Source organism: Vibrio ishigakensis, assembly GCF_024347675.1.
Lineage (GTDB): Bacteria > Pseudomonadota > Gammaproteobacteria > Enterobacterales > Vibrionaceae > Vibrio > Vibrio ishigakensis.
Genome location: NZ_AP024882.1, coordinates 864,101 through 885,757, shown reverse-complemented (window position 1 = coordinate 885,757; position 21,657 = coordinate 864,101). Strand labels below are relative to the sequence as shown.

Annotated in this window: 17 protein-coding genes; 15 read left to right on the top strand and 2 right to left on the bottom strand. The window is 48.7% G+C overall.

The features are described 5' to 3' along the window. Positions 1-104: 104 nt before the first annotated feature. The 5 genes from yccS (at position 105) to Pcarn_RS17820 (ending at position 7,505) form a co-directional block, all read left to right on the top strand. Entirely contained in the window at positions 105-2,258 is a 2,154-nt protein-coding gene (gene yccS / locus Pcarn_RS17840; RefSeq protein ID WP_261837272.1) for a YccS family putative transporter, read from the top strand. A 23-nt stretch (positions 2,259-2,281) separates the two neighbouring features. Further along, a complete protein-coding gene (locus Pcarn_RS17835; protein ID WP_261837271.1) occupies positions 2,282-2,974 on the top strand; it encodes a DUF2057 family protein in 693 nt (230 codons plus the stop codon). Between the two features lie 287 nt (positions 2,975-3,261). After that, positions 3,262-4,827 carry a glycerol-3-phosphate dehydrogenase gene (glpD, locus tag Pcarn_RS17830; RefSeq protein ID WP_261837270.1) on the top strand — a complete coding sequence of 522 codons (1,566 nt, stop codon included), beginning with the start codon at positions 3,262-3,264 and terminating at the stop codon, positions 4,825-4,827. A 162-nt stretch (positions 4,828-4,989) separates the two neighbouring features. Next, positions 4,990-5,985, top strand: coding sequence for an HlyD family secretion protein (locus Pcarn_RS17825; RefSeq protein ID WP_261837269.1), 996 nt, complete (start codon positions 4,990-4,992; stop codon positions 5,983-5,985). Positions 5,986-6,017: 32 nt separating this feature from the next. Further along, a complete protein-coding gene (locus tag Pcarn_RS17820) occupies positions 6,018-7,505 on the top strand; it encodes a DHA2 family efflux MFS transporter permease subunit (protein WP_261837305.1) in 1,488 nt (495 codons plus the stop codon). Positions 7,506-7,543: 38 nt separating this feature from the next. On the opposite strand, the gene Pcarn_RS17815 is transcribed toward Pcarn_RS17820, so the two are convergent. Further along, positions 7,544-9,319, bottom strand: a complete 1,776-nt coding sequence (locus tag Pcarn_RS17815; RefSeq protein WP_261837268.1) for a hypothetical protein — start codon at positions 9,317-9,319, stop codon at positions 7,544-7,546. 305 nt (positions 9,320-9,624) lie between these two features. On the opposite strand from Pcarn_RS17815, the gene Pcarn_RS17810 reads away from it, so the two are divergent. Genes Pcarn_RS17810 through Pcarn_RS17790 form a run of 5 tightly spaced genes read left to right on the top strand, consistent with a single transcriptional unit; the run spans position 9,625 to position 14,661 of the window. Beyond that, the gene (locus tag Pcarn_RS17810) at positions 9,625-12,072 is read left to right on the top strand and encodes a DmsA/YnfE/YnfF family dimethyl sulfoxide reductase (RefSeq protein WP_261837267.1); all 2,448 of its coding nucleotides are present in this window, start codon (positions 9,625-9,627) and stop codon (positions 12,070-12,072) included. Beyond that, positions 12,072-12,701 (top strand): DMSO/selenate family reductase complex B subunit, encoded by a 630-nt coding sequence (locus tag Pcarn_RS17805; protein ID WP_261837266.1) that lies wholly within the window; start codon positions 12,072-12,074, stop codon positions 12,699-12,701. Before Pcarn_RS17810 ends, Pcarn_RS17805 begins: the two co-directional genes overlap by 1 nt. Continuing rightward, a complete protein-coding gene (locus tag Pcarn_RS17800) occupies positions 12,701-13,546 on the top strand; it encodes a dimethyl sulfoxide reductase anchor subunit family protein (protein WP_261837265.1) in 846 nt (281 codons plus the stop codon). Before Pcarn_RS17805 ends, Pcarn_RS17800 begins: the two co-directional genes overlap by 1 nt. Before the next feature lie 36 nt (positions 13,547-13,582). Next, a complete protein-coding gene (locus Pcarn_RS17795; RefSeq protein WP_261837264.1) occupies positions 13,583-14,161 on the top strand; it encodes a TorD/DmsD family molecular chaperone in 579 nt (192 codons plus the stop codon). Continuing rightward, positions 14,161-14,661, top strand: a complete 501-nt coding sequence (locus tag Pcarn_RS17790; protein ID WP_261837263.1) for a 4Fe-4S binding protein — start codon at positions 14,161-14,163, stop codon at positions 14,659-14,661. Before Pcarn_RS17795 ends, Pcarn_RS17790 begins: the two co-directional genes overlap by 1 nt. On the opposite strand, the gene Pcarn_RS17785 is transcribed toward Pcarn_RS17790, so the two are convergent. After that, complete coding sequence (locus Pcarn_RS17785; RefSeq protein ID WP_261837262.1) at positions 14,658-15,404, bottom strand: SDR family NAD(P)-dependent oxidoreductase; 747 nt, start codon at positions 15,402-15,404, stop codon at positions 14,658-14,660. The genes Pcarn_RS17790 and Pcarn_RS17785 overlap by 4 nt on opposite strands. 205 nt (positions 15,405-15,609) lie before the next feature. Here Pcarn_RS17785 and Pcarn_RS17780 point away from each other — a divergent pair, with 205 nt between their 5' ends. Genes Pcarn_RS17780 through Pcarn_RS17760 form a run of 5 tightly spaced genes read left to right on the top strand, consistent with a single transcriptional unit; the run spans position 15,610 to position 21,657 of the window. Then, the gene (locus tag Pcarn_RS17780; protein ID WP_261837261.1) at positions 15,610-16,575 is read left to right on the top strand and encodes a TAXI family TRAP transporter solute-binding subunit; all 966 of its coding nucleotides are present in this window, start codon (positions 15,610-15,612) and stop codon (positions 16,573-16,575) included. 21 nt (positions 16,576-16,596) lie between these two features. Further along, positions 16,597-18,510, top strand: a complete 1,914-nt coding sequence (locus tag Pcarn_RS17775) for a TRAP transporter permease (protein WP_261837260.1) — start codon at positions 16,597-16,599, stop codon at positions 18,508-18,510. A gap of 22 nt (positions 18,511-18,532) precedes the next feature. Further along, the gene (gene hisD / locus Pcarn_RS17770) at positions 18,533-19,819 is read left to right on the top strand and encodes a histidinol dehydrogenase (protein WP_261837259.1); all 1,287 of its coding nucleotides are present in this window, start codon (positions 18,533-18,535) and stop codon (positions 19,817-19,819) included. A 49-nt stretch (positions 19,820-19,868) separates the two neighbouring features. Beyond that, entirely contained in the window at positions 19,869-20,618 is a 750-nt protein-coding gene (locus tag Pcarn_RS17765; protein WP_261837258.1) for an HpcH/HpaI aldolase family protein, read from the top strand. Between the two features lie 37 nt (positions 20,619-20,655). Then, positions 20,656-21,657 carry a LacI family DNA-binding transcriptional regulator gene (locus tag Pcarn_RS17760; protein ID WP_261837257.1) on the top strand — a complete coding sequence of 334 codons (1,002 nt, stop codon included), beginning with the start codon at positions 20,656-20,658 and terminating at the stop codon, positions 21,655-21,657.

Below are 21,657 nucleotides of genomic sequence, written 5' to 3'. Positions count from 1 at the left end.
GGCTTAATTACCCATAGTTGAATTTTTTGTTCACAGAAACTCGACACAAGTATGAAACTTCACGACAATGTGCCTAACCGTTTCATTAGACTGCAAAAAGTGCCGTGCCAGCAGCTGTAAGCCTTCGCCAATATTGGGCCAACAAAACCATCAACAACAGCCTTCAGATCCTAGTCACCATGTTAGGTGTGGTGATTCCTTGTTGGTATTTTGAGCAATACTCCATCATCAATCCGCTGGTTCTGGGCGTTATCGCTGCGGCTCTTGCCGAAACCGATGACAACTTCTGGGGACGATTGCGCGCCCTTCTGCTCACCTTTATCTGCTTTGCGTTGGCTAGTCTCTCTATCGAGATACTGTTTCCATCGCCTCCGCTGTTTGCATTAGGTCTATTCGTTTCAACCTTTGCCTTTATTATGCTCGGCGCTATTGGCCCTAGGTACGCCAGTATCGCCTTTGGCTCTTTGCTGATTGCCATCTACACCATGCTAGGTGCTGAGCACAGCGCCAGTATCTGGTATCAACCTATCTTGCTTCTTAGTGGCGCCGCTTGGTATTACCTGCTGTCGTTGATTTGGCAGAGCTTTTGGCCAATGCAACCGGTGCAAAACAGCCTTGCTGAGACCTTTAAGACGCTGGCCACTTACATAGATACCAAGAGCAAACTGTTCCACCCGGTTCAGCGACTGAACCCTCAGCCAATGCGTATAGAAGCAGCTAGGCAGAATGCCAATACCGTAGCAGCATTAGAGCTTTGCCGTCAGACGCTACTCAAGCGCTCTAACCGAGGCCATGTGGATGGCCCATCAGATCGCTTTCTACGCATCTATTTTATTGTGCAGGATATCCATGAAAGATTGAGCTCTAGCCACTATCGCTACCAAGAGCTCGCCAGCCATTTCGAACGCTCAGATGTGTTATTTCGCTTTAAGCACCTGCTGCAAGCCTATGCCAGCGAATGTCGAAGTATAGGCAGAGCCTTGCAGCTAGGTATTCCATTTGAGCGAAGCCAACATACCACCCTTGCTCTAGACGAACTGCAAGCGTCAATGGCGGCGCTTCGCGAGAAGAATAATCCTGTATGGAAAGATTCTCTGAGTCAGCTCCAGTTCCTATTCAATAACCTGTGCACCGTGGATCAGCTGTTCAATAACATCAACAATCCAGATGCGAGCAATGCCGAGAACCATCTGGACGATAGAACTGCGCATACCGCAGGCCAAATGTGGCAAAACGTGCGCTCAGCGATGACTGTAAAGTCTCAACTATTCCGCCATGCTGTGCGTATGTCGCTAGCGCTGACTATAGGTTACGGCATCATAGAGGTGTTCAGCATAGAGCATGGCTTCTGGATCTTGCTCACTACCCTATTTGTCTGCCAACCAAACTTCAGCGCCACCAAGCAGAAACTGTTCCATAGAATCGGCGGCACCTTAGTGGGCTTGGTTGCAGGTGTCTTACTGCTAAATCTAATTCCAGAGGTTGAAGGACAGCTGTTTGTTATCGTGATAAGCAGTGTGCTCTTCTTTGCCTTTCGCATCCAAAACTACGCCTATGCCACCACCTTTATCACCATCTTGGTGCTGTTCCTGTTCTCGCAACTGGGTATCGGCTATGCGGTTATCTTGCCAAGACTTGTGGATACCCTGATAGGCAGTGCGTTGGCGGTCGGGGCTGTGTACTTTGTTCTTCCTGACTGGCAGGCAAAGAAAATCCCTCAGTTTATGGCTAGCGCCATTCGAGCAAACAAAGAATATCTAGGACAGATCATCTCGCAATACCGCTTAGGTAAGAGCGATGACCTAGCCTATCGCATCGCAAGACGTGCGGCGCACAATAACGATGCACAACTGAGCGCCGCCATCACCAATATGTTGGCTGAGCCCGGCAAGTATCGAGGTTCGAGTGATTTAAGCTTCCGAGTTCTAACTCTGAATCATGCGCTACTCAGCTACATTTCTGCCCTTGGTGCACACCGAACTCGTCTCGATGATGCGACAACGCACAAATTAGTAATAGATGCATATCAATCGATTCATGTTAAGCTCGATGCTATTGAGCAGGTGTTGCAGCATCAAGAGGTCTCAGAAGAGCAATTTGATGAGAACCAAATCAAGCAAAGATTGTCACAATGGCGTGAGAGCGATGGCTCTTCGGCGCAGATGATCTTGCAACAACTGGATTTAATTCACCGCATGTTGCCGGAACTCAAGGCTCTCGGTAAGGAACTTTCGTCACTAACTAAGACGAACAATTAAAAACATAAGAGTAGAGAAAAACTATGTATAAAAAAGTTTTGCTAAGCGGACTAGCCCTAACTTTAGCTGCCCCAACTTTTGCAGCTGTTACATTAGATTTAACCGATCAAGTAGACCTAATCTTGGTTAATGGAGAGAAGCCAGAGGTAGAAGGCGGTTTCTTCTCTTCAGACAAAAAAGTCACCATGCCTGACGGCGAAAACCAGATTGTTTTCCGTTATGTACCAACCTACAAAAATGGTAAAGACCGTGACGAGTTCAACTCTCAAGTAATCGTGGCGAAATTCAACGCTGAAGAGGAACAGCTGAAGTTTGAATTCCCTAAATATCGTAACCTACGTGAAGCTGAGCTGAAGTTCGACAAAGAAGCTAACTGGCAGCTGCTAGACAGCCTTGACCAACCAGTAGCGTTCGAGCAAGACAAGCTGATCCACAATGGTATGCAGATTGGTCGTGACTACCCGCAAGAGCTGATCACTTACAACGCTAATGGCGGTGTTGCAGCTGTGGCCCTGACTGGTACTGCAGCGACTATCGCCGCCGCTCAACAGGCACAGCAAAACACCTCGGGTGTTACTCAGCCTGCGCTACAAGAGACCAGCCCAGCAGCTAAAAGCGTAGATGCTAATACAGCTGAAGAGATGCTTCACTTCTGGTACAGCAAGGCTGACGCTGAGACCAAGGCTCGCTTCAAAGAGTACGTAAACAGCAACTAACGTTTACCCGTCGTACTTGAAGATGCAGGGGTGTTGGCTGGCACTCGCCAACACCATCACATAGTATATCTATGCTCAGGCGCTTGGCTCATTGGCCGCCTACCTGCATCTCCAATTACTTTGGGTAAAGGCTGGGTTTGCTTGTGAAATTCAGCCTAGATCCCACCTTCTAAAAATTAAACGATTTTCTTGTACAAAATCGCTCATAGCTCTCATTAATTCCGTACGAAACCTATAATCTGTTTAGTTAACTGTTTACATGTAAACGTTTCCATGGAGAGGTGAGTATGGCAAGTAGCAAGGATATGAGCACGGATCCAATCCTCGATATTATCGTGGTAGGCGGTGGTATCAACGGTGTCGGTATTGCAGCAGATGCCACAGAACGAGGACTTTCCACAGCCTTGTTTGAAGCCTCTGACTTTGCCTCTGCCACCTCATCGGCAAGCTCTAAACTTATTCATGGCGGCCTACGCTACCTTGAACACTATGAATTCCGCTTAGTCTCCGAAGCACTCGCCGAGCGCGAAGTAATCCTAAAAAAAGCCCCTCATATCGCATGGCCAATGCGGTTTCGTCTGCCTCACAGACCCTATCTACGTCCTGCTTGGATGATACGCGCTGGCATGTATCTGTATGACTATCTAAGCACTCGCAATACTCTGCCGGCTTCAAAGAAGGTATCCCTTAGTCAAGACGGCATTTTGTTTGATGAGTTTAAGGTTGCCTTTGAGTACTCAGATTGCTGGGTGGATGATGCAAGGCTAGTCACTCTCAATGCTATGCACGCCCAAGAGCGTGGTGCGGAGGTAAGAAACTACTGCGAGGTCGTCAGTGCTACTCAAGAGGACAAGATCTGGACTCTAGAGATCCTCGACAAACGAACTAACCAAAGTTTTACTCGTCGCTGTCGAGCCTTGGTAAACGCCACCGGTCCTTGGGTGAAAAGTTTCCTTACTGAGCAAGTAAACACTCGCTCACCTATGGGTATCCGACTTATAAAGGGCTCACACATCATAGTGCCTAAAGTCCACCAGCAAGAGTATTCCTATATCCTGCAAAACAAGGACGGGCGCATCGTATTTGTTATTCCTTACCTAGATAAATACTCGCTCATTGGTACTACAGATGTGGAATATAAGGGCGATCCAAGAGAAGTTAATATCGATGACGAAGAGGTGAATTACCTAGTAGACGTGGTCAATCAGCACTTTAGAAATCAGATCTCTAAGGAGCAGATCATTGCCTCGTTTAGTGGTGTGAGACCGCTTTGTGACGACGAATCAGACTCGCCTCAGGCTATTACCCGTGACTACACATTAACGCTGCAACACAATCAACAAACTGCCCCGCTACTGTCGGTATTTGGGGGGAAACTCACCACCTATCGCAAGTTAGCAAACGCGGCCATGGAAAAGCTCAAGCCCATCTTCCCGCATATCGACCAATGCACCACAGACCAAACCCTGCTCCCAGGTGCGGAAGGTTTTGATAGAGAGCAGCTGACAGCAGACCTCATAAAACAGATGCCATTCTTGGAAGAGTCCCTTATCAAACGTTGGGTAGAAGCCTATGGTACTCGCGCCTTGAACTTCACCAACTCCATTCAATCTAAGCGGGACCTTGGGCTCGCGTTCTCTGACAGCCTATTCAAGGTTGAAGTGGACTATCTCATGGATGTGGAATTTGTTCTCACCGCTGAGGACTTACTTAAGCGCCGCACCAAACTGTATCTTGAATTCACCGAGAACCAAACCGAGTATCTGGACACATATCTTAGAGAAATAAGGGCAGCAATCCCAAAGGGATCCATCAGTGATCGAGGTGGAAAACTCAAGCCTGTCATTCACTAGGACATTTTAAATCAGGTCGGTCCAGATCACATTTTTTGAAATTAAGTGTGCACTTTTTCGCATATCTATAAGTCGGCGATCTCCCTATAGTTAGGGTCGAGCGATTTATACGCGTGATGATTCTTATTCCTTCCCTATCACGCGACCCGATTTGGATTTGTTATGAAAAAGTATTTGAAAGGCTACCTGGCCGCGGTTGTTGTTTTAGGTGTTGTAGGTGCTTTGGCTTACTACTGGCACTACAGTGATTTACACCCATCAACAGAGAATGCGTACGTTCATGGCAAGGTCGTTTCGGTAGCACCGCTTGTGAATGGTCGAGTTACTAAGATTTCTGTAGACGACTATCAGTTCGTGCACATGGGCGATCACCTAATCACCATAGATCCAACCCCATATCAACTAGCAGTGAAAGAGGCACAAGCGGCCTATTCAGCAGCGCTGCAAACCAACAAGTCTCAAGAATCTGGCGTAAACGCGGCCATCGCGACACTGAATGAAGCGAAAGCGAATCTAGAGAACGCGCAGAAAAACTATCGCCGTACCCAGAAACTCCTTGAGCAAAAATTGGTTCCTATCAAACAAGGGGATACCGACCGCACCACATTAGCCGATGCTCAGGCACATCTACATGCCGCTCAAGCTAACCTGCAACAAGCTATCGATGCGCAAGGTGGTAAGGGTGAAGAATCTATTATGGTTCAGCAAGCTGCGGCTAAACTGGCTCAAGCTGAGCTAAACCTAAGCTATACAGAAATCAGCGCACCGTTTGATGGCTATGTAGGCGATATCAAGCTTCACCTTGGCACCTTTGCCGCGACTGGTCAGCCTCTATTTCCTCTTGTTAAGCAATACAGCCAATGGGTACAAGCCAACTTTAAAGAGTCTCAGATGCCTCGCCTTCGTGAAGGACAATCAGTAGAGATTAAGGTAGATATGTACCCTGATGTAGTGTGGCACGGCAAGCTAGCTAAGATCTCTCCTGCTTCTGGTACCGCATTCTCGCTATTACCACCAGAAAACGCGACTGGTAACTGGGTTAAGATCGGCCAACGCTTCCCAATTAAGATTGAGATCACCGACGACCTTGCTTCCAAACCACAACTTCGTATCGGCGCAAGCACTGAAGTTACCGTAGACACCACAGCTGGAGAATAAGGGTGCAAGATATCACTCCATTCCAGCGATGGATGATCGTCATCGGGGTCATGACCTCGGCCATCATGGTATTGCTCGACATGACCATAGCCAACGTAGCCTTGCCACAGATGCAAGGCTCCCTCGGCGCCACTTCAGATACCATCACTTGGGTATTAACCTCATACACCATGGCGGAAGCGGTATTTATCCCGCTAACCAGTTTCTTCTCAGGCAAGTTAGGTGAGCGCAAACTCCTGTTGGTTGCGGTTACTGGTTTTATTGTCTCATCAACATTGTGTGGTCAGGCACAGTCTATCGAAGCCATGGTGCTGTTCCGTGTTATTCAGGGTGCGTTTGGTGCGGTAGTAATCCCGCTTTCACAGTCACTATTAATTGCGGTGTTCCCACCTGAAGAGCGTGGCAAAGCCATGTCTATTTTCAGTATTGGTATCCTGCTTGGCCCTATCCTAGGTCCAACGGTGGGTGGCATCATCACCCAAAACACCGATTGGCGTTGGGTCTTCTATGTCAACGTACCTGTGGGCATCTTCTGCTTGCTGATGATCTACTTCTTTGTGCACATCTCTAACAAACGCGAGGCTAAGATAGATTGGCCAACCATCATCTCTATGGCGATTGGTATTGGTATGCTTCAGCTAGTGCTCGACCAAGGGAACCAGAAGGATTGGTTCGAATCGCGTATGATTCAGGCGAGCCTGCTTGTCGCTATTGTCGGCATTGTGTTCTTCGTCTATCGAAGCTTTAAGACTCGAAGTCCGGTAGCCCCTATCTGGATGATAAGTAACAGAAACCTCGCCCTAGGCTCGACCATGATGGCCATCTTCGTCAGTGCCTTGTTTGGTCTGACCGCGCAACTACCAATGATGCTAGAAGGGGTTCTAGATTATCCGGTAGATACCACAGGCTTTCTAATGGCGCCTCGCGGTATCGCAGCTGCCATCACCCTGATTGCTACCGCCAAGTTTATGAATAACTCTAGGCTAAAAGGATCGGTAGGTTTCGGAGCGCTATTATGCGGTATTGCAGGGCTTATCATGTCTCGCTATTCAGAGAACATCGACTTCTTCTGGATTATTTTCCCTAGCCTTATCCAAGGCTGTGGTATGGGCCTAGTGTTCAGTGGTTTGTCTTCCATCTCCTACACAACGCTTACTCCAGAGCAAGGCGTAGCGGGTGCCAGCATCTTTAACCTATTCAGGACTATCGGGAGCTCGTTTGGCATCTCTATTGCGACAACCTTCCAGTTCCGCGATGCACAGCAGCAATGGAATGCCCTAAGTCAGTCCATCACACCATACAACCCAAACCTGCAGACTTGGCTTGCTGAAACGGGTAAATCGCTAAACGACCCTACCACACAAACCATACTGCAAGAGCAGGTACACAAACAGTCGGAGATACTGGCTTTCGTGCATACCTTTACCTTTATAACGCTGCTGTTCGTATTGATCGTGCCGTTACTATTTTTGGTGCGTATTCCAAAGAGCGCCAATGTCAGCAAGGCACCCAGCCATTAGCATCTAGGAGCCTAGGTAAAGCCTAGGCTCTAAACTTGCTACAGACGTAATTGGTACTTGCCCATATTCAAGCTCAATTCTGTTTTTGATACCTCGCTACTCACTTGAATATATTCTGAATCAGCGGGCTTAATCTCAAGAGTCATGCAGTGCCTCTCGTCAGTGTAATGATGCTCTGTACCCTGCACCCGAACACTATCCCTCAGTACTATATCGTCAGATTCTCCGCGATAATCATCTGGCGCATCTCTAGTGATAACATCTTCAAAATTATGCGATACGATTCTTACGTCCTGCTTTCCTCGCGAATAGGACATGTTGTCGTGGTCTTCTAGCTCAGAATAAGTCAACCCTTTGAAAGGCAAGCCTCTTCCAGCTCCAATACGTATGGTTGCCTCTAAGCCAAAGGCAATTTGTGGCACCTTAGGCTCAATACAGACCAGACCTGCGGCTCGCTCACTATCAGCTATCCAAAGCTGTATACCTCGCCATGGCACCGCTCGAGAGTCTCCTCCTCCAGAAACCGGTTCTTGAAGATCGTAGACCGTGGTCATATAAGACACGCCCTCTTCAATCTTGATACGGTTTACATCGTTCATCCCAAGAATGTAACTGTCTTGGCTATTGTGATAAACACTTGGCATGACTATCTGTACCGCTCCACTGAGTGGGTATAGCCCGTTGCTTGTATCGGTTACCATGGTTCCGAAGAAGGTATATTTACCTCGATTTTTCTCTAGGTCTCGCCCTGTAAAGGTATACGACCAGTCGCCATGTCTGGCTCTAGGCCCTTCGATATTGCGATCCCAAACGAGGTAATCATCAGGCAACGTAGTTACTTCAATGTCATTTTTATAATTAGATGCCGCCATCCTCAACATTTGCGAATGAGGATCACTCTTTTCGGCTACTTCTCCATAGTCAACATCGTAGCTGTGATTGTGCTCTAGGATGGATTGGTAGAGCGCCTGATTAGCCGCATCATGGGTCGTACCTGCGATAAGTCCAGGGAACCAAGGAAAGATGACGTCCCAACGATGTTTCCAATAAGGGGATGTAGAGCCTTCTGTCACCCCACCCACCTCAACGCTGAGTGGATAGTAGGGTGCTGAACGAACCAACAAGGATAGCGCTGCCACAGACCCCGTTCTCTCATAGTATCGAGCTAGGCCGGTTAATACGACACCATGGTATGCAGGCTCCTCATTGCTCTCGAACAGATAGGACCATGCACCATCGGCATAAAGATGGTCCGACAGTCCTTGCAGGAGTTCAGCCTCAAACAGATCAGGCTCTTCCAATTCAAAGTAGCGCTTTGCAATACTCACAGCCAACAGAGCAAATGCATCAGGATTCGGGTAATTGAGACCGTGTTCATTCGGTTTATGTTCAGGGTTACGTCTCTTTTCATAGATGGTGTGCATATTTTGCTCAAGATACGGCCACCAGCGAGCTAACAACTCATCTGACAAAGCATTAGGTTCAGTAAGTAAGATTTGGTCTATGGCGTCTAGCACTCGAGCAGTATCAAATATCACTATATTGACGTCATCCCCTTGTGGAGCAGTCAGAATAGAATCGATAATAAAAATAATATCGGCTAAGAGTGCTGGATCACCTTGTTTAGGGCTATCAGCAGACAGGTAAAACCAAGACAAGGTGTTCACATCAATATTCTTAGTATTACCCTCCAAGATGACTTCTTCGAGAATTGGATAGAATGGGTTGGAGTCCTTGTGGGGTATGTCCGGAACGAGTGTGGCATTTACTTGTAGGCTAAATACACACATCAAACTCAGTAGTGAATACTTCATAAAAATCTCAAAAAGACAGATTAGATTGGAGAAAATAGGCCAGTTTTGACTTATCTCTGGTGATACTACAGAAGCCATCTCAACCTCCCGCCTCAAAAATCTTTATTGAGTAAGCGAACCCGGTGCTAAGTCAGTTATTCCCTTGAAGAATTCATATCAAAACTGCAATTTAAGCTTGCTCCCACCCATTTTAAGAAATTGATTTCAATCAAGATTCCTTGAATACCTCCGTAGATACTGTGCGCAGAATTATTCACCTAGTTTTTGTGAGGTCTTGCCTCATCGAAGCTCGCACTGGAGGCCTCATGGCTACGGAAGATAAATTTACTCTTTCAAGGCGCACCCTTCTCAAAGGCAGTGGCGCATTGGGCACTTTAGCCCTGGCTAGCAACGCTATCTCTCTTCCCTTCTCAACTAAAGCCGAGGCTAAACCAACACCTCCTAAACAGGATGAAAAGATTGTTTGGTCGGCATGTACGGTGAACTGTGGCTCTCGCTGTCCACTGCGCATGCACGTGGTTGATGGTGAGATCAAATGGGTTGAAACCGACAACACCGGCGATGATATCTTCAACAACTATCATCAGGTCCGTGCCTGTCTGCGTGGTCGCTCTATGCGCCGTCGTGTTTACTCACCAGATCGTCTGAAATACCCACTTAAACGTGTGGGCAAGCGTGGTGAAGGTAAGTTTAAGCGCATCACATGGGATGAAGCCTTCGACACCATAGGGGACAACCTAAAACGCATCATCAAAGAGCACGGCAACGAGGCTGTATACCTAAACTACGGCACAGGTACCCTTGGCGGCACAGTGACCAAGAGTTGGGCCCCGGGTAAAACCTTGGTTGCGCGTCTGATGAACCTGTGCGGTGGCTATCTTAACCACTATGGTGACTACTCAGCGGCTAACATCGAATGGATGTCTAAGTACTTCTACGGTCAGTGGGTAGACAACAACAGCATCGACGATATTCAAAACGCCGACCTTTGCCTGATGTTCGGTAACAACCCTGCCGAGACTCGTATGTCGGGTGGTGGTCAGGTGCATAGCTATGTGGATGGCAAAAACATCAGCCGTACTCGCACCATCTGTATCGACCCTCGCTATACCGACACTGCTGCAGGTCGAGAAGATCAATGGGTTCCAATCAAGCACGGTACAGATGCAGCCCTAGTTGCAGCTATTGCGCACGTGCTGATCACCGAAGACAAGGTAGACCAAGAATTCCTTGATACCTACTGCATCGGCTATGACCGAAAAACGCTGCCAGAGAGCGCGCCAGAGAACGGAAGCTATAAAGACTATGTGCTAGGTACGGGCCCTGACGGTACCGCTAAAACTCCAGAGTGGGCTCAGCCTATCACTGGCATTCCAGCGGATATCATCATCAAGCTAGCTCGTGAGATCGGCGATGCGAAACGCATCTACATCACTCAAGGTTGGGGTCTACAACGTTCAGCAAACGGTGAGCAGGCGTGTAAAGCTATTATGATGCTGTCACTGCTTCGCGGCCAAGTAGGCCTGCAAGGTGGTGGTACTGGCGCCCGTGAAGGTAATCACAGCTATCCGTTCGTTCGCTTCCCGACCCTGAGTAACCCAATCAAGGCATCTATCCCTATGTTCCTATGGACAGATGCGATTGTACGCGGCACCGAGATGACCGACCTAACGGACGGCGTGCAGGGCGTTAATCAGCTGAACAGCAACATCAAGTTTATCTGGAACTATGCGGGTAACTGCATTATCAACCAGCACTCAGACATCAACCGCACTCATGACATCCTGCAAGATGAGAAGGCGTGTGAGATGATCGTAGTGATCGATAACCATATGACGGCGTCAGCCAAGTATGCGGATATCGTGCTTCCTGACTGCACGACCTCAGAGCAATCGGACTTCTGTATGGATGGCGCGGCAGCTTCTATGCCTTACTTCATCTTTGCTAGCCAAGCTATCGAGCCGAGATTTGAATGTAAGCCTATCTACGAGATCATGTCTGGTGTGGCTAAACGCATGGGCGTATTCGATGAGTTCACCGAGGGTCGCACTCAAGAGCAGTGGCTACAACATCTGTATGCCCTGACCCTAGAACAGAACCAAGATCCGAACCTGCCAAGCTATAACGATATGCGTAAGCAGGGCATCTTCAAGAAGCAGTTCGACCGTCCACACGTGGCGTTCGAAGACTTCCGTCGCGACCCAATTGCCAACCCGTTGAAGTCTCCATCGGGCAAAATTGAGATCTATTCAGAGCAACTGGCTGAGATCGCTAACACGTGGGAGCTCGATGAAGACGAGCATGTAACCGCGCTTCCTGAGTACCACTCAACCTTTAACGGTTGGGATGCAAAAGAACGCTCTGAATATCCACTTCAGCTAACTGGCTTCCACTACAAGGCACGTGCGCACTCTACCTACGCTAACGTAGACGTTCTGAAAGCAGCCGCACCACAAGAGCTATGGATCAACCCTATGGATGCACAGTCTCGCGGCCTAGAAAACGGCGACCTTGCTAGCGTGCGTAGCGCCCATGGTGAGATGCACGTTCGCGTTAAGGTAACCCCTCGCATCATGCCTGGCATGACCGGACTGGGTGAAGGTGCTTGGTATACCCCGAACAACAAGGGTATCGATCAGGCAGGTTCCATCAACGTTCTAACCACTCAGCGCCCTAGCCCTCTGGCTAAATCAAACCCGAGCCACACCAACCTTGTGGAAGTGTCACTTATCAAAAAGATGGGGGCTAAATAATGACTCCTAAACAGCAATACGGCTTCTATATCGACTCTAGCAAGTGCACTGGCTGTAAGACCTGCCAGATGTCTTGTAAAGATAACAAAGACCTAGGTATCGACCGCAACTTCCGCCGCGTTTACGAATACGTGGGCGGCAACTGGACCGAGAAAGACGGCGCATTCAGACAGAATGTGTTTGCTTACTATCTGTCTATCTCTTGTAACCACTGTACTCACCCTGCTTGCACCAAGGTATGCCCATCGGGCGCTATGCATAAGCGTGAAGAAGACGGTTTGGTAGTTGTAGATGAGAGCGTGTGCATTGGTTGTAAGTCATGCCACATGGCTTGCCCTTATGGCGCGCCACAGTACAGCGAAGAGAAAGGCCACATGACTAAGTGCGACGGCTGCTTTGAGCGCGTTGCCGAAGGCCTAATGCCAGTATGTGTAGACAGCTGTCCACTGCGTGCTATCGAGTTTGGTCCAATCAACGAGTTGCGCGCTAAATACGGTAGCAACGCTGATGTGGCGCCACTTCCAGACTCTCGCATCACTAGCCCTAACCTGATTGTGAAGCTTAATCCAAACGGTCGTCCCACCGATGACCGCAGTGGTTTCCTACAAAACCCAAGGGAGGTTAAATAATGATTTATGAACTGCCTTTGGTAGGCTTTACCACGTTGGCACAAACTGCGGTAGGTGCGCATATCGCCCTTAGCCTGTATCAATGGAAGAACCTAGATAAGCCATCGCGAGAACTTCATATCGCACGCTTTATCATCCTTGGTTTTATGGCCATCGGTTTTATGTGCTCTACCACGCACCTTGGTTCGCCGCTACGAGCGTTCAACGCCTTTAACCGCGTAGGCGCTTCGGCACTATCCAACGAGATCCTGACTGGCTCAAGCTTCTTGACCCTAGCCGGCCTTGCGTGGCTCACATCGCTACTAAACCTTGGCGGCCGAGCTATCCAGAAACTACTAACCGCATTGTCTGTGGTAGTGGGTGTTGTGTTTATGTTTGCTATGGCGAACGTCTACTACATCCCGTCAGTACCGACCTGGTTTAGCATGAATACCTTCGTCGAGTTCTGGTTTACCGTACTAACTCTAGGCGTGCTGCTAGCGGCAACCCTAGTTCAGGTTCTGGGCCTTTCGCGAGGCTGCGCTACCAAAGCGCTGGCGCTGATCGGCATTACCTTTATCGCCTTTCACCTAGCATCGATTGTTCTACAAACCCTGTTCTTTAGTGGTGTCACTACTGCTATCCATCAAGGTATTAGTCAACTGCAAAGCCTATCTGGCTACCTGACCGCTCAGGTAATGCTATCGGCTGTAGCAATTGTGCTGTGGATCATCTCGGCGTTCTCTGCACTGGGTAAATCGACTCGCTCAGCACTGCTTTGCATCACCTTTGTGGTGCTGATGGTTGCAGAGCTTGCCGGTCGCAATGTCTTCTACGGTATGCACTTTACCGCTGGTCTGTACTAAAACGGAGGCCCGAGGTTTCGCCTCGGGCTTTTTTATATGATGAAACTAACTGAACTTAACTTTGCTGACTACAGCGCTCTATGCAAATTCACAGGCGCGCTTTTTTACTATCGGCCAAGCCAGTATCAAGAGACAAACCTACTTGATTCGTTTGTTTCTGCAGATTTTGAAATTGAAGGGCTGAATGACCTAATTCAAGCCTTTGCCAATTGTGACCTCACTGAGCTTCAAGCGGAACACGATACCCTGCTAGCCGGTATAGGCGATATGGAAGCGCCGCCATGGGGCTCTGTCTATCTCGATAAAGAAGAAGTGGTATTTGGTGAGTCTACCCTCGCCTTTCGCGCCTTTCTGCGAGAGTGTAACCTCGACTTCAACACGGCACAGAATGAGCCCGAGGATCAAGTAGGCTTGATACTGATGGTATTGGGTATCTTGCTCGAGCAAGGCCGTATCGACCGTGCAACCACGCTACTAGATAAGCACCTAAATACCTGGTTTGAACAATTTATTGGGCGCTTTAATCAGCACGCGAAAAGCTCAAGCTATCAATCCTTAGGCCACTTTAGCCAAAATCTAGTTATGGCTATCAACCAAGCGGTACAGGCTAAGTAATGACAGAGCAAGTCGACCTCAATAAACGTCACCTATTTGGCAGACCTCAGGTTCAATTTGAACCTAAGCCTGCAGCACCTCGCCCGCCCTATGCCATCGCCGAAGCGATGTTTCAGCGAGAGTGCGATGGTTGCGGAAAGTGCGTTGCGGTATGTGAGCCAAACATCATCAGCATAAAGGATGGGTTGGCGAGCATTGAAGTCGATTACTCAAGTTGCATTGTGTGCGGTGCATGCCAAAGCGCTTGCCCAAGCCTCGCGCTATCCAATGCTAACCTTCAAACCGGCTTAATCGCTACTGTTAGCAATAGCTGTGAGAATATCTACAGTTACTGCGCTAGTTGTGAGGATAGCTGCAGCTATGATGCGCTAGCATGGCATGAAGACAAGGCCCCACAAATAGATCAAGAATCCTGCATCGGCTGCGGCCAATGCCTAGACTCTTGCTATACCTCGGTTATCTCGCTGAAATTTCAGCCTAGCCTAAGGGAAGTTAACTAGTTTAGAGGGCGACCACCGTCCACAGGAATCACTGCGCCTGTAGTAAACAATAGGTGCTCTTTGGCACTCAGCACCGCCTCTGCCACCTGCTCTGGTGACACCAAGCTCTTAAGTGGCGTCTTATCTAATTGCTCATCGCGCCAACGGGTGTCTACCCCCTTCACAAAGTCGGTATCCGCAAGACCCGGTGAAACCGACAACACGCGTATCTTTGGTCCTAGGCTTCTCGCCAACGACATGGTCAAGCTGTCCATAGCTGCCTTACTGGCACAGTAAGCGATATTACTACCGATAGCGGTTTTAGCCGCAATCGAACTGATATTGATAATGCACGGATGGTTATCGGAGAGCTGAAGGTGAGGTTCTAACAATCTTACTGTTGTAATCGCAGCACGCACATTTACCTGAAATATCCTATCCACCAGCTCTTCACTCAAGCCATCGAGATCAGACGGCGCGACAAACTGGGTGGTACCGGCACAGTTGATCACAAGATCGATAGCCTGATCTGCGTCTATCACCTCTCGTAGTGTTAATTCATAGGCTTTATGGTCGGTGATATCGACACAAACTGCCTTGTGGCCTTCTCCATTTAACTCTTCTAGCAATGCACTGGCATTGGCCTTTCCAGCCTCGCTTCCTCTATGGGTGAAGAACACCTTATAGCCTTGGTTAGCGAGCGAAATACAGATGGCTCTGCCTATCTTTCCCACTCCACCTGTAATAAAAGTTGCCTTGCTCATACCTTCTCCGAATACCTATTCAAAACCTGATGTAAATCTAATTCAGTGGGTGAATAAAGATTGTGATCTCCAACCCAGAAACCATTCATTAACATTATAACAACAGATTATTGTGGTTTTGGTCACATGAGATGCGGTTTTTTTGTGCTTTTATAATTGCGCTTGAAACAGAAATGTATACGTATACAAAAAAGGAAGAATAACCATGAAGGTCAGCCTACTAAAATCCCTATTGTTTCCCCTAGCTGTTGGTGCATTTGCCGTTAATGCACATGCAGAGACTCGACTCGCTTTTGGCGCGACTAACGCTCAGTCTGCCCACTACGCTTACTTTGCGTCTATCAAGAAGGTGGTTGAGCAAAACCATGATGACTACAAGGTATCAGTAATCGAAACCGGTGCTACCGTGGATAACCTGCGCCGTATGGACCGTAACCAACTAGACATCGGCCTAATCACCTCGAACGTATTGCACAAGGCGTACTACGGACAAGACAACTTCAAGCGTCCAATCAAATCACAACTGCTTTGGACCTATAACCCAGCGCCACAAAACATTATTGCTCGCCAAGACTGTGAGGTTAACTCTCTAACTGAACTGACTGGTATCCGCCTTGGTCCCGGTATGCGTGGTTCGGCTACAGAGGCAACAACTCTTGCCATCATGAAGACCTTGAGCATTGAGCCTGAGTGGGTTCGAGGTTCAAACGGTGAGCTAGCCAATGGCATCAAAGACAACCGCATCTGCGGCATGATCAAGTCCTCTGTGGGTAACCGCTACGACGCGCTTACGACCGACATCGGTACCTTTACCCCTCTTACTGCGATTGGTCTAAACGACACTGAAGTGAAAGCCATCAGCGAAAACCATCCTGAGGTTGCCATCGTTGATATGCCAGGAGACAAGTTGGTTAACCGTGGCCCATACAAGACTTGGGGCTTTGTGATCGGTGTATCTGCATCTCCAAAACTGGATACAGAAACGGCTTACAACATAGTGAAGTCAGTAATGGAAGACGAGGTTGAGCAAGCAACGGCTTTCCCTGCAGTTAAAGGCGAGAACCTAATCGAGCAGACACTGAAATATGCTACTTCACCGCTACACCCAGGTGCAGTTAAGTACTTCCAAGAGCAAGGCTACGAAGTACCAGCAAATCTAATCGAAGGTTAATCGGTCCGTTACAGGAGGTATATGAAGATGGAAACTGCAACCAAATCCCCTCAATCATTGCGCGAAATGGCCATTCCAATCGTTGGGGGGGCGATCGGGATATTCATATTCTACACCTCCTTCTTCGGCACCTTTGAAACCCTGATACAGCGCTCGGTGTTCGTAGCCCTGATCACTGTATTGGCGGTACTACTCTATCCATTGGGCGACCAGAAGCGGTGGCGCCCTCTGGGTTTGGTTATCGATACTGCTATCGTAGGCATGGTACTGACCGGCGTTGGCTACATTATCGTTAACTTCGAAACCATAATGAACGACCTGCCGTTTGCTGAGCAGGTAGATGTCTGGATTGCTTGCTCTGCCTTGGTCGGTCTACTGGAGCTTTCCCGTCGCTGCGCTAGCCCTGTATTCCCTATTCTAGTGGGACTGGCTCTCGCCTATGCCTACCTTGGCGAGTACATCAGCGGAGTCATGGGTCACCGCGGTTTTGATATATTTTATCTGACCGAGGTTATCTATCTTTCAGACCGCGGCATGTGGGGCATGCTGGTAAATATCGCCTCCACTACCCTAGCTTCATTCATCCTGTTTGGTAGCTTCCTTCTGCATACAGGTGCTGGTCAAACTTTCCTAGATATGTCATCGCGCATCAGTGGCTCTAGCGTGGGCGGCGCAGCTAAGATTGCAACCATTGCTTCAGGTCTATTTGGCTCAATCAGTGGAAGCTCTGTGGCGAACGTAGCGACAACCGGTAACTTCACTATCCCCCTAATGAAGCGTCTGCGCTACCCGAGCCCATTTGCTGGTGCGGTAGAGGCAATGGCATCAACCGGTGGTCAGTTGGCTCCACCTATCATGGGCACTGCAGCCTTTGTAATGGCAGAGCTTGTAGGTGTGAACTACTGGACCATCATCACGGTAGCCTTCATTCCGGCTATCTTGCTCTACTTTGGCATCTTCAACACGGTTCACCTTATCTCGAAGAAGTCTAACTTTGGCAAGGTCTCTGAAGATGAGCTTCCAGACTGGCGCGAATCACTGGTTTGGCACCGTATCACCCCTATCGTATGTGCCTTCGGCGGTATCATTGTGGGTGTTATCAACGGCTACTCTATCAACATGACAGCCTGCCTTGGCATCATGGGTAACGTGGGTGCTTATGTAGCCTGTAGCGTCATTCAGAAGAAACCTCTAGGTGAGATGCTATCTAGCATCAAGGCGGCACTTATCGATGGCGGTAAAGGCGTTGTAGTTGTGGGTATCTTGCTGGTTTCTGCGCAGGTATTCGTTGCCATGGTGAACCTAACCGGCGTTGGTGTGACCATCACCAATATCATCCTAGATTTTGCTAACGGAGATGTACTACTGATTGCTGGCCTAATGTCTATCGTGTGTCTAATTGCTGGCATGGGCCTTCCAACCTCAGCTGCTTACGTACTGGTTTCTGCAGTATTTGCTCCGGCACTTATTCAGCAAGGCTTTGAAGCACTAACAGTACACCTATTCGTGCTTTACTACGCGGCTCTATCTGTAATTACACCACCTGTATGTATCTCGGTATTCGTTGCAGCAGCCATCAGTAAAGACCCGTGGCACAAAGTGGCCGGCTACACCTTAAGGCTGGGCGGAACGGCTTATCTATTGCCACTGCTATTTCTATTCAACCCTGAACTGCTGCTTGAGGGCTCGGCTATCAGCATCGTCTCTATGCTGGTCATCACCATATTGCAGGTAATCGCCTTCTCATCTCTATTGGCGGCTTACCCTATCACGCAAAACAAATACAGCTGGTTACTCTGGGCCATCCCAGCGGTCGCCATCTTTAGTCCAGTCATCTGGATCAAGGCAGCAGCCGCAGCCACTGTGGTTGCAATGATCCTGATTGGACGCCAAAAAACGAACAACACTACTCCAAACCTAACGCCATCTGTGTAGATTTATCAAAAGGAAATTAGAAATGATCGAATACGTAAAAAATGGAATCGACGTTGAAGTTGCTAAAAACAATGACGAGTCTGTTCGCCAAACAGTGGAAACCATCCTAGGTCGCATCGAAAAAGAAGGTGACAGCGTGGTTCGCGAATTATCAGAGAAGTTTGATAACTGGGGCCCAGAAAACTTCCGTCTCACAGATGAGCAGATCAAAGCTTGCGTAGATGCGCTGACCGACCAAGAAAAAGAAGATATCGCCTTTGCACAGACTCAGGTGCGTCGCTTTGCGGAAATCCAAAAAGCATCCCTGCAAGACGTAGAGCAAGAAACCTTACCGGGCGTTATCCTTGGTCATAAAAACGTCCCAGTTAACAGCGCTGGCTGTTATATCCCAGGAGGTAAGTACCCACTTGTTGCTTCAGCGCATATGAGTGTACTTACGGCTAAAGTTGCTGGCGTTAAGCGCGTTATCGCTTGTGCGCCTCCATTCGAAGGTAAACCAAATACCTATGTAGTCGCGGCTATGGCTATGGCTGGCGCTGACGAGATCTACTGCATGGGCGGAGTTCAAGCTGTCGGCGCTATGGCTATCGGCACTGAGACGATTGCGCCAGTGGATATGATCGTAGGCCCGGGTAATGCGTTTGTGGCAGAAGCTAAGCGCCAGCTATTTGGTCGCGTAGGCATCGACCTGTTTGCAGGCCCAACGGAAACGGTAGTAATTGCCGATGAGATTGGCTGTGATCCAGAGTTGGCAGCAGCAGACCTACTGGGTCAAGCAGAGCACGGCTACAACTCACCGTCTGTTTTACTGACTAACTCACGCTCCTTTGCCGAAGAGACCATCAAGGAGATCGAGCGTCAGCTTACTATCCTACCTACCGCCGACATTGCGGCTAAATCTTGGGCAGATTACGGCCAAGTGATCGTGTGTGATACCTATGAAGAGATGGTTCAGGTAGCTGATGAGCTAGCATTTGAGCACGTTCAGGTGATGACTAAGGATCCTAAATACTTCCTAGATAACATGACTAACTTTGGCGCGCTATTCCTAGGTAAAGAGACCAACGTTTCTTATGGTGACAAGGTTATCGGCACCAACCACACCCTACCAACCAACAAAGCTGCCAAGTACACAGGTGGTCTATGGGTAGGCAAGTTCATCAAGACCTGTACCTATCAGCGCGTAACAGAAGCAGCATCACTGACCGTAGGTGAATACTGTTCACGTCTATGTGCTCTCGAGGGCTTTGCCGGTCATAAGGAGCAGGCCGACATCCGCGTTCGTCGTTACAAGGCAGAAGAAGCATAAATCCACGCTGTATAAGGTAGCCCATGTGGCTACCTTTTTTGGAGTACCTATGTCCCTTATTACTGATATTAAAGATAAAAAACAGTTAGTTGGCACTTTTGTTAAAACCCCCGACACCATCATCATGGAGGTTCTAGCACTATCCGGCTTAGACTACGTGATTCTGGATGCGGAGCACGCTCCCTTTGGTAAGCGCGAGCTGGACCAATGTATCGCCACTTGTCGATTAGCTGGCCTTCCCTGCATTGTGCGCATTCCTAATGCCGATGCTTCGACCATACTCAGCGTATTGGATAGTGGCGCTACCGGCATACAAGTTCCGCACATCAAAACCGCAGAGCAAGCCCGCGAACTGGTTAAGCTAAGCCGGTACGGTGACGGCGGTCGAGGCTTCGCTGGCTCTACAAGACCTGCCCTATTTGGCAACAGCACCATCTCAAAACATCTAGAGCAAAATAAAGAACCTCTGATCATCGCTCAGATTGAAGATATCGATGGTGTTGAGAACATTGATGAGATCGCACAGGTAGAGGGAATTACAGCCCTATTTATTGGACGCGTTGACCTAACCGTGGCCTATGGGGAAACCGACCCTAACGCCGAGCCAGTAATGTCTGCATGCCTTAAGATCTGCGAGAGCGCAAAAGTACACAACAAGCCAGTGGGCACCTTCCTCGCCAATACTGACCAGCTCAAGTGGTGGCAAGAAACAGGAACCAGTCTGTTTGCGATTAGCTCAGAACACGCCATGATTATTAATGGGTTCAAACAAGTAGCGGAAAAAGTTCATAGTTTTTAGTAACCTATGGCACCAGCACAAGATACGGAAACACTTGATGGAAAAGAGAAGAAAAGCCAACTCAGTAGATGTTGCCAAACTAGCGGGTGTTTCCCAAGCCTCTGTCTCTAGGGCGTTTTCAGCGAACGGCTCTATCTCAGCGGCGAAGAAAGAGAAGATCCTTGCAGCGGCTAAGCAGCTTGGGTATGTACCTAATGAGATGGCGAGAGCGCTGATTTCAAGCCACTCCAACTGCATCGCAGTCATTCAACCTATCTCACACAACCCCCAGTTCTATTCAAAGCTATTACTGGAATTGCTTGAGTTACTGCGCGCGGCCAATCAGCGTGTAGTTCTGTTCAATCAGGATGAAAAAGGCGTGGATGATATCCTGCCTCTTATTGACCAATATCAGGTTGACGGGGTGATCTTGGCCAGTGCCAATATCGATGCCAAGCTGATCAATCAGTATGTAAACCGAGGCATAGAATTCAGCTTTATCAACCGCCACGTACCCAATGTATACGCAAGCTCAGTCTGTACCGATAACAAACAAGCAGCCAGCGACTTAGTCGCATATTTGGCGAAGCAAGGGCATCAGCGCTTCGCCTGTTTTACCGGTGATAAGTCTGCCTCCACTGCCATAGATCGTGTGACCGGCTATAAAGAAACCCTGAACCAGCTTGAGCTTTCGAGCCTAACCATAGAATACGGTGAGTTTACGGTGGAATCGGGCTACCAACAGATGCTGAATTACATCAATACCCATGAGCAAATGCCTGATGCAATTGTTTGCGGTAATGATGAGATAGCCATAGGTGTAATGAATGCACTAAAGGAGCACACTCAATTACGAGTGCCTGAAGATATCGCCATTACCGGCTTTGATGATATCGATTCAGCCAGTTGGCCACCCTACTCTCTGACAACGGTAAAGCAGCCAATCAAGGCGCTGTGTGAGCGAGCGGTATCAGACCTACTGCACCGCATTCGCAACCAAGACACCAACCCCATCACTGAGAACCTCGCCGGTGAGATGGTGGTTCGAAACTCCGCGTAG

Bases quoted from the DNA above. Each gene is read 5' to 3' on its own strand.
- Pcarn_RS17835 (WP_261837271.1), top strand. From the start codon at position 2,282: ATGTATAAAAAAGTTTTGCTAAGCGGACTAGCCCTAACTTTAGCTGCC.
- glpD (WP_261837270.1), top strand. From the start codon at position 3,262: ATGGCAAGTAGCAAGGATATGAGCACGGATCCAATCCTCGATATTATC.
- Pcarn_RS17825 (WP_261837269.1), top strand. From the start codon at position 4,990: ATGAAAAAGTATTTGAAAGGCTACCTGGCCGCGGTTGTTGTTTTAGGT.
- Pcarn_RS17820 (WP_261837305.1), top strand. From the start codon at position 6,018: ATGATCGTCATCGGGGTCATGACCTCGGCCATCATGGTATTGCTCGAC.
- Pcarn_RS17815 (WP_261837268.1), bottom strand. From the start codon at position 9,319: ATGAAGTATTCACTACTGAGTTTGATGTGTGTATTTAGCCTACAAGTA.
- Pcarn_RS17810 (WP_261837267.1), top strand. From the start codon at position 9,625: ATGGCTACGGAAGATAAATTTACTCTTTCAAGGCGCACCCTTCTCAAA.
- Pcarn_RS17805 (WP_261837266.1), top strand. From the start codon at position 12,072: ATGACTCCTAAACAGCAATACGGCTTCTATATCGACTCTAGCAAGTGC.
- Pcarn_RS17800 (WP_261837265.1), top strand. From the start codon at position 12,701: ATGATTTATGAACTGCCTTTGGTAGGCTTTACCACGTTGGCACAAACT.
- Pcarn_RS17795 (WP_261837264.1), top strand. From the start codon at position 13,583: ATGATGAAACTAACTGAACTTAACTTTGCTGACTACAGCGCTCTATGC.
- Pcarn_RS17790 (WP_261837263.1), top strand. From the start codon at position 14,161: ATGACAGAGCAAGTCGACCTCAATAAACGTCACCTATTTGGCAGACCT.
- Pcarn_RS17785 (WP_261837262.1), bottom strand. From the start codon at position 15,404: ATGAGCAAGGCAACTTTTATTACAGGTGGAGTGGGAAAGATAGGCAGA.
- Pcarn_RS17780 (WP_261837261.1), top strand. From the start codon at position 15,610: ATGAAGGTCAGCCTACTAAAATCCCTATTGTTTCCCCTAGCTGTTGGT.
- Pcarn_RS17775 (WP_261837260.1), top strand. From the start codon at position 16,597: ATGAAGATGGAAACTGCAACCAAATCCCCTCAATCATTGCGCGAAATG.
- hisD (WP_261837259.1), top strand. From the start codon at position 18,533: ATGATCGAATACGTAAAAAATGGAATCGACGTTGAAGTTGCTAAAAAC.
- Pcarn_RS17765 (WP_261837258.1), top strand. From the start codon at position 19,869: ATGTCCCTTATTACTGATATTAAAGATAAAAAACAGTTAGTTGGCACT.
- Pcarn_RS17760 (WP_261837257.1), top strand. From the start codon at position 20,656: ATGGAAAAGAGAAGAAAAGCCAACTCAGTAGATGTTGCCAAACTAGCG.